Annotated in this window: 2 protein-coding genes and 1 pseudogene; 2 read left to right on the top strand and 1 reads right to left on the bottom strand. The window is 39.3% G+C overall.

Annotated elements, in window-relative coordinates:
- Window positions 1–127: 127 nt before the first annotated feature.
- Window positions 128–2,518, top strand: a pseudogene (locus ACYPZI_RS12405) (calcium-translocating P-type ATPase, PMCA-type); the annotation flags it as partial.
- A 491-nt stretch (window positions 2,519–3,009) separates the two neighbouring features.
- Complete coding sequence (locus ACYPZI_RS12400; protein ID WP_459602060.1) at window positions 3,010–3,225, top strand: hypothetical protein; 216 nt, start codon at window positions 3,010–3,012, stop codon at window positions 3,223–3,225.
- A gap of 517 nt (window positions 3,226–3,742) precedes the next feature.
- On the opposite strand, the gene ACYPZI_RS12395 is transcribed toward ACYPZI_RS12400, so the two are convergent.
- Window positions 3,743–6,229, bottom strand: coding sequence for a glutaminase family protein (locus ACYPZI_RS12395; protein ID WP_459602058.1), 2,487 nt, complete (start codon window positions 6,227–6,229; stop codon window positions 3,743–3,745).
- Window positions 6,230–6,234: the final 5 nt, after the last annotated feature.

The following is a 6,234-nucleotide window of genomic DNA, read 5'->3' as shown; positions in this document are numbered from 1 at the left end:
AAACTCAAATGTTTGACATTAAATAAATTCATCGGGATTGGTATGCCCGATGCTTACAAAGTGAGTTAATTTTACTTGCTACGATAGTGAAGAAAAATACCAGATTGACTGCCGTTGCAACAAAGTCGATAAAACAATAAATCCTGCCGATTTTCACTCGGATGCAACTTATCCTTCCAACTGGGCTATGCGAGGAACCAAAGTGATGGATGGACATGGCATCATGGAAATAAGAACCGTAGGTGATTTAACAGAGTACGGAAAGGTTGCAGAAAAAGCAACTGAGATGACAGGCGAAGAAACTCCGCTTAATATGCAGCTTGATAAGTTGGCTAAGTTTATAGGGGTGGTCGGCTTTATTCTTGCTGTACTTACATTTCTTGCTTTATTTGTTAAAGATTTATTTTTAGGAACAACCTCTTTTTCTATTGTCCAACTTGGATCAATCGGAATTGTAATCACATCGGCAATGGTTGTGTTAACTAAAGTGTGGGTTCCTATTATTTATGATGCTTTTGAATTACTTGGCAAGGAGAAAGAAGTTCCTAAAAGCATTGAGGATGGAAGTTGGCTAAAATGGATTGGTTTCGGAATATTGACATTCATTGTGTTAACCGGTTTAGGTTTTGTATTCGGAATAAACCCGCTTAATAAAGAGGCGTGGATAAGTTTAGATATTGCAGGTCGAATTTTGCAATACTTCATGGTGGCTGTTACTCTAATTGTGGTAGCTGTTCCTGAAGGTTTGCCAATGAGTGTAACTTTAAGCTTGGCATTGAGCATGCGAAGAATGCTTCAAAATAATAATTTGGTGCGGAAAATGCACGCCTGTGAAACAATGGGTGCAACAACGGTTATCTGTACCGATAAAACCGGAACGCTTACTCAAAATCAGATGCAAGTGCATGAAACAAAGTTTTTTGCTCTTAATAATCAAACTTTGAAAGGTGATGAATTAAGTAATTTGATAAAAGAAAGTATTGCTGTCAATTCAACGGCTTATCTCGATTATTCCGACCCTCAAAAAATCAAATCATTGGGTAATCCCACGGAAGCAGCATTGTTGTTATGGCTACACAATCAACAAATCAATTATTTGGATATTAGAGAGAGTGCAGAGGTTATAAATCAACTAACTTTTAGCACAGAGCGTAAGTTTATGGCAACGTTGGTTTATTCTCCTTTACTAAAGAAAAAAGTATTGTATGTAAAAGGCGCACCTGAAATAGTGCTTTCAAAGTGTAGCAATGTGCTTTTTACGTCAGAAAAGAATCCTGTTGCTGATTCAGTAAATCAAATAGAAGAACTTTTATTGCAATACCAAAATCAGGCTATGCGTACCCTTGGTTTTGCTTATGAAATCGTAGAAGATGATAAGCCTCGGTTTGAAAATGGAAATATTGCCAACGTGAATCTCACTTATTTGGGGATCACGGCTATTTCTGACCCTGTTCGTAAAGATGTTCCTGCTGCCGTAGGTGTCTGTCTTAATGCCGGAATCAATGTGAAAATTGTGACCGGCGATACTCCCGGAACAGCCAAAGAAATTGGTCGCCAAATTGGGATATGGAACGAAAGTGATAATCTGCATAATATTATTACCGGGACTGATTTTGAAAATCTTTCGGATGAGGATGCGCTTAAACGGGTAGAACATCTAAAAATAATGTGTCGCGCTCGTCCAACAGATAAACAGCGATTAGTTCAACTTTTACAGCAGAAAGGAGAAATCGTTGCTGTTACAGGTGATGGAACCTATGATGCACCTGCCTTGAATTATGCGCAAGTTGGTTTGTCAATGGGTAGTGGAACTTCCGTAGCCAAAGAAGCCAGTGATATCACGTTATTAGACGATTCATTCAATAGTATTGCGTCTGCTGTCATGTGGGGACGTTCGCTTTACCAAAACATTCAGCGTTTTATTCTCTTTCAATTAACCATTAATGTAGCCGCATTGGTCATTGTGCTTTTGGGCTCTATCTTTGGTCATGAGCTACCATTAACTGTAACCCAGATGCTTTGGGTCAATTTGATAATGGATACTTTCGCAGCCGGAGCATTAGCCTCGCTGCCCCCTAATGAAAAGGTAATGAATAATAAGCCTCGAAAGAATGATGCTTTCATTATTACGCCTGCCATGAGGTTCAATATTTTGTTTGTTGGATTTACATTTGTGGCAATATTGTTGGGATTATTATTTATGTTTACTCAAAATGGTGAAGTAAGCCGTTATGACTTGTCTCGCTTCTTTACTATTTTTGTTATGTTGCAATTTTGGAATATGTTCAATGCTAAAGCGTTTTTGACAGGTAAATCAGCGTTCTCTAATATGAAGAATAGCATTGGATTCCTCATTGTTGCAGTAGTTATTCTAATCGGTCAGATTTTAATCGTAGAATTTGGCGGTGATGTATTCCGTACAGTTCCTCTTTCATTCAAAGATTGGGGATTAATTATCGGTTCTACTTCATTTGTTTTGTTGATAGGGGAAATAATACGCTTTTTCAAAAGCAAATAATTCAAATACTCTTCGATTAAAAAATCAAAATTGACAAAGCTCTCTTGCCTTTAGAGGTAAGGGAGCTTTACTATTTGTTTTAGCCATAACATTTATGAATCAGCAAATGGAATATCCAGTAAGAAAAGGTTTCAATAATTTTCTTCGACAAATAATCTTTTGTAGATTTGTAGTCGAAAGTCGTTCTTTATATGCAAAAAGCAAAGTGAGGAAAATAACAGCACCTCGCTCGTTTCCAAATCGTTACCTGTCAAGAAAAACATTCTTGTAAATTGCTTGTTTTCAGCGGGAAAGGAGAAATGCTGTGGCGGGCAACATGAGAAGCACCTGTGCTCCTGGGTAGGTATATCTCCCGGCAACAATGAGAGTGCGGGCAAAAAAAAAGCGGACGAACCACCCACGGAAATAAATCCGCCAAAGCGGCAGTTGTAGAAGCGGCCTGGGCGGCAACAAGAACGAAGAATACATTCTACAGTGCGAGGTATCACCGGTTGGCAGCAAGACGGGGCAAGAAAAGAGCTCTGGTAGCCATAGGACATTCGATCCTGAAGTCTGTCTACCATATACTGAGCACAGAAGAACAATACAGAGAACTTGGTGCTGACTATATCAACCAAAGGATGGAAGCCAAACGCAAATCTTACCTGAAGAAAGAGTTGGAAAAACTGGGCTATCAGGTGGATTTGGTCGATACTAAAGCCGGATAGCTCAAATTACAATAAAGGTCGATGTTTACTGGCGCCAGTTATCCAAATAGGTAACATATAAGCCGACAATGAAACTGACTTCAACAGCTAAGTACCAAAGATTGTGGAATAAACCACGTGTATGAAATTTTAATTTTCTTGGCTGTTCCCTTTTAATATATCCAATAACCGTGCATTTATTACCATAAGTGTTATCTCTTGTTTTGTCTGAAATAACGATTTAATAACTAAAAGTCCTATTTAGGGACTATAAACTATAATTTATTTACGTATGAAATTATAATTAAGTTGTAATCTAACCGTTTATTATGAGATTTTTGTAAAGTTTGTCTTATCAAAACAAATATAGTAAAATTATGAATAACCACAAATTTCAACAGATAAAACAAATCCGCAGAGATTAGGTATCTCTGCGGATTTGTTTTATGAGCCCAAAAAAATGAAGATAAAAACTGAAAAAAAATATTTTTTACCCCAGTGCTTGAATCGGACTATTTTGATTAGTACTATAAAAATACTATTTCATCAGTTTTTTCTCCAACATTTTCATATAATATCCGCCGACCACAGAGCGGGCTTTAAATCCTACATGCGTCTTACTGTCTGTATTGTACCAGTCACTCATCGGAACACGGTCGGTAGTCTCATTCATAAATTTATAAACAGGGCTTATAAATTTCTCGAATGTAGCCTTATCATCAGCCAGTGTAGCAGTCCAGATAATCCAGTCGGATTTTGTATAATTCTTACGGCTGTCGAGAGGTAGTCCGTACTCATTTTGCTTAGTCAGGTAATATGCTATTTCCTTTTGTGCAACACTTGCAGGGAATACATCGAACTTAAGGAGCTTGTTCCATATCAGATTATACTTCTGGCTCCATGTTCCCGGCTGATCAAATGTAAGTCGGTAATGATCGCCGTCATCTGCCATCTTCATCCATTCCTGAGCCATCTCTTTAGCTATACCGATATACTTTTCAGCAATATCTTTCTTGCCAAGCTTATCCGCCATATAACCATACGAGGCAATACCCATAATAGCTTTTACAGACAAGTTTACATTGTGAGCAAAGTGTCCGGCAAAATCATCGGTGCAGAGCTGGTTTTCCGGATCGAGGCCTTTTTCTACCAGATAATTCGTCCATGTCGTTAATATATCCCAATGCTTTTCAGCATATTTGGCATTCCCCTCTATGACAGTAATGGCGGCGGTAATTGTAAGCATATTGCCGGCTTCTTCAATCGGCATATCACCACCGTAAGTTTGTCCGTTTGCCCATGGATATGTACCTACATCGTGAGAAGGAAACGGTTTTGTCCATTTGCCGCTTTCGCTGTAATAGAAGATGTGATTCAACAAACCTTTAGCCAGTTCAGGATTATATATAAGGTATAGTGGAGCAGAAGGATACGTAATATCCACTGTGCCAATAGAACCATTACTGTTATTTTCTTTTGACAGGAACAGCAGGTCACCATTCGGTGCTTCTACCAGTTTATGAGCGGAGATAGACTGACGGTAAGCAAGAGCGCATAGTTCGCCATATTCTTTTCCTCCGGTCTGAGTTGCTTCACTGATCAGATCATAATCGAATTGGGCACATTTATCTTTCAGTGCGTTGTAATCGGCATTAGCCTCGGCAAAAGCCTGCTCAATTGTTTTGTCCCCTTTCTTATTCCAGTAGCCACGCAGATTATCATTAAAATATTGTATAGAATACAGGTCATCGTATCCCAGCATTATTTTCCCTGATGCTGATTTTGTTTTTCCCAGAGCTTGGGCTAAGGCTAAGTTGCTATTGTCCTTAACGCTTGCATTATTATCCAGTTTTCCTGACTGGGCGAACGTGTTACGCATTTCGTAAGTATCACCTACATTACAAGTCAGATTTTCATTCTTTTCAGCACTCATGTAGAAATAACCCCAGTCGATACGTATATCGTCACCTCTTTTGCCCAAAACATTTTGCTCTGTACTACCAGTTTTCAGGAATACCAGATTGTCTTTTTCGTAACCTTCACTCTTACTTTCCTGTACAGGCGAGTTCAGTGCCCAGTTTGGAGCCGCCTCGAAATATAATTGCACATCATGTTCCTGCCCATCCTTAGACGTTACATCATAAGAGAGATAATTGACCGGACGAGAAATCAGATTCAGGTCATCCATCAACAGAGGAGCAAGGAATGAGAGCTTCAATTCGACATTGCCACAGGTAAATGTATAATAGGTTTGAGTAGCCTGTACATCTACTGCTGTTTGTTCCGCAGTCGTTGCAAACAGGGGTTTAAGATCACCTTCTTCATATATACCAAAATCAACCAGCGCCTCTCCTCCTGTGTTCAGGCAATGAGCAGCGATTATATTTTTCCCCGGCTTGATTGTTTTTGCAACTTCTTCAGGTATAGGGATAATGATATTTTTATTGGCAGAATTACCTGTATTTACTATTTGAGTACCGTTGATATATAGCTCAAAATCGTCATCATGAGAATATTCGAGGAATAACTTTCTACCAGCCAGATCGTCTTTAATATCAATTTCGCGGCGCACCCACATATCTTTTGTCAGCCATGGTGTCTTTACGGTTGGTTCCAATGCTGTACCGAACGCGGCGGGTGCAGATTTCCAACTGCTTGCATTGAAAGATGGATTTTCCCAGCCATCAGCAGGTTTAGTGAAAGTGTACTTTCCTGTCCACGGAGTTTTTTCAGACATTGCCGCAATAGCTTTCAACGGTACTTTCTCTATTCCCATGAATCGGTATAGCTGCCCATCAACACGAATTGCCCCGATAAGCGGGAAATCTTTTCCTGTCCAGTGTTTTACATTATCATCGTATAGCTTGTCAGTTGTTGCCCATGCACTCGTATATGGGTCGATCGTTACCAGCGGATATGCCGGTGCGCGCAGGTCATTCTTTATTATTCCCCGGTTAACGATGCCTTCTTGCTTGCATCCAATCAGGAAAGGAATACAGATAATTAGAGTTAACAGTTTTTTCATTATTC

This window comes from Dysgonomonas reticulitermitis (assembly GCF_054601275.1).
The sequence above is the reverse complement of the archived record's forward strand: the minus strand, read 5'-3'. Positions and strand labels throughout refer to the sequence as shown.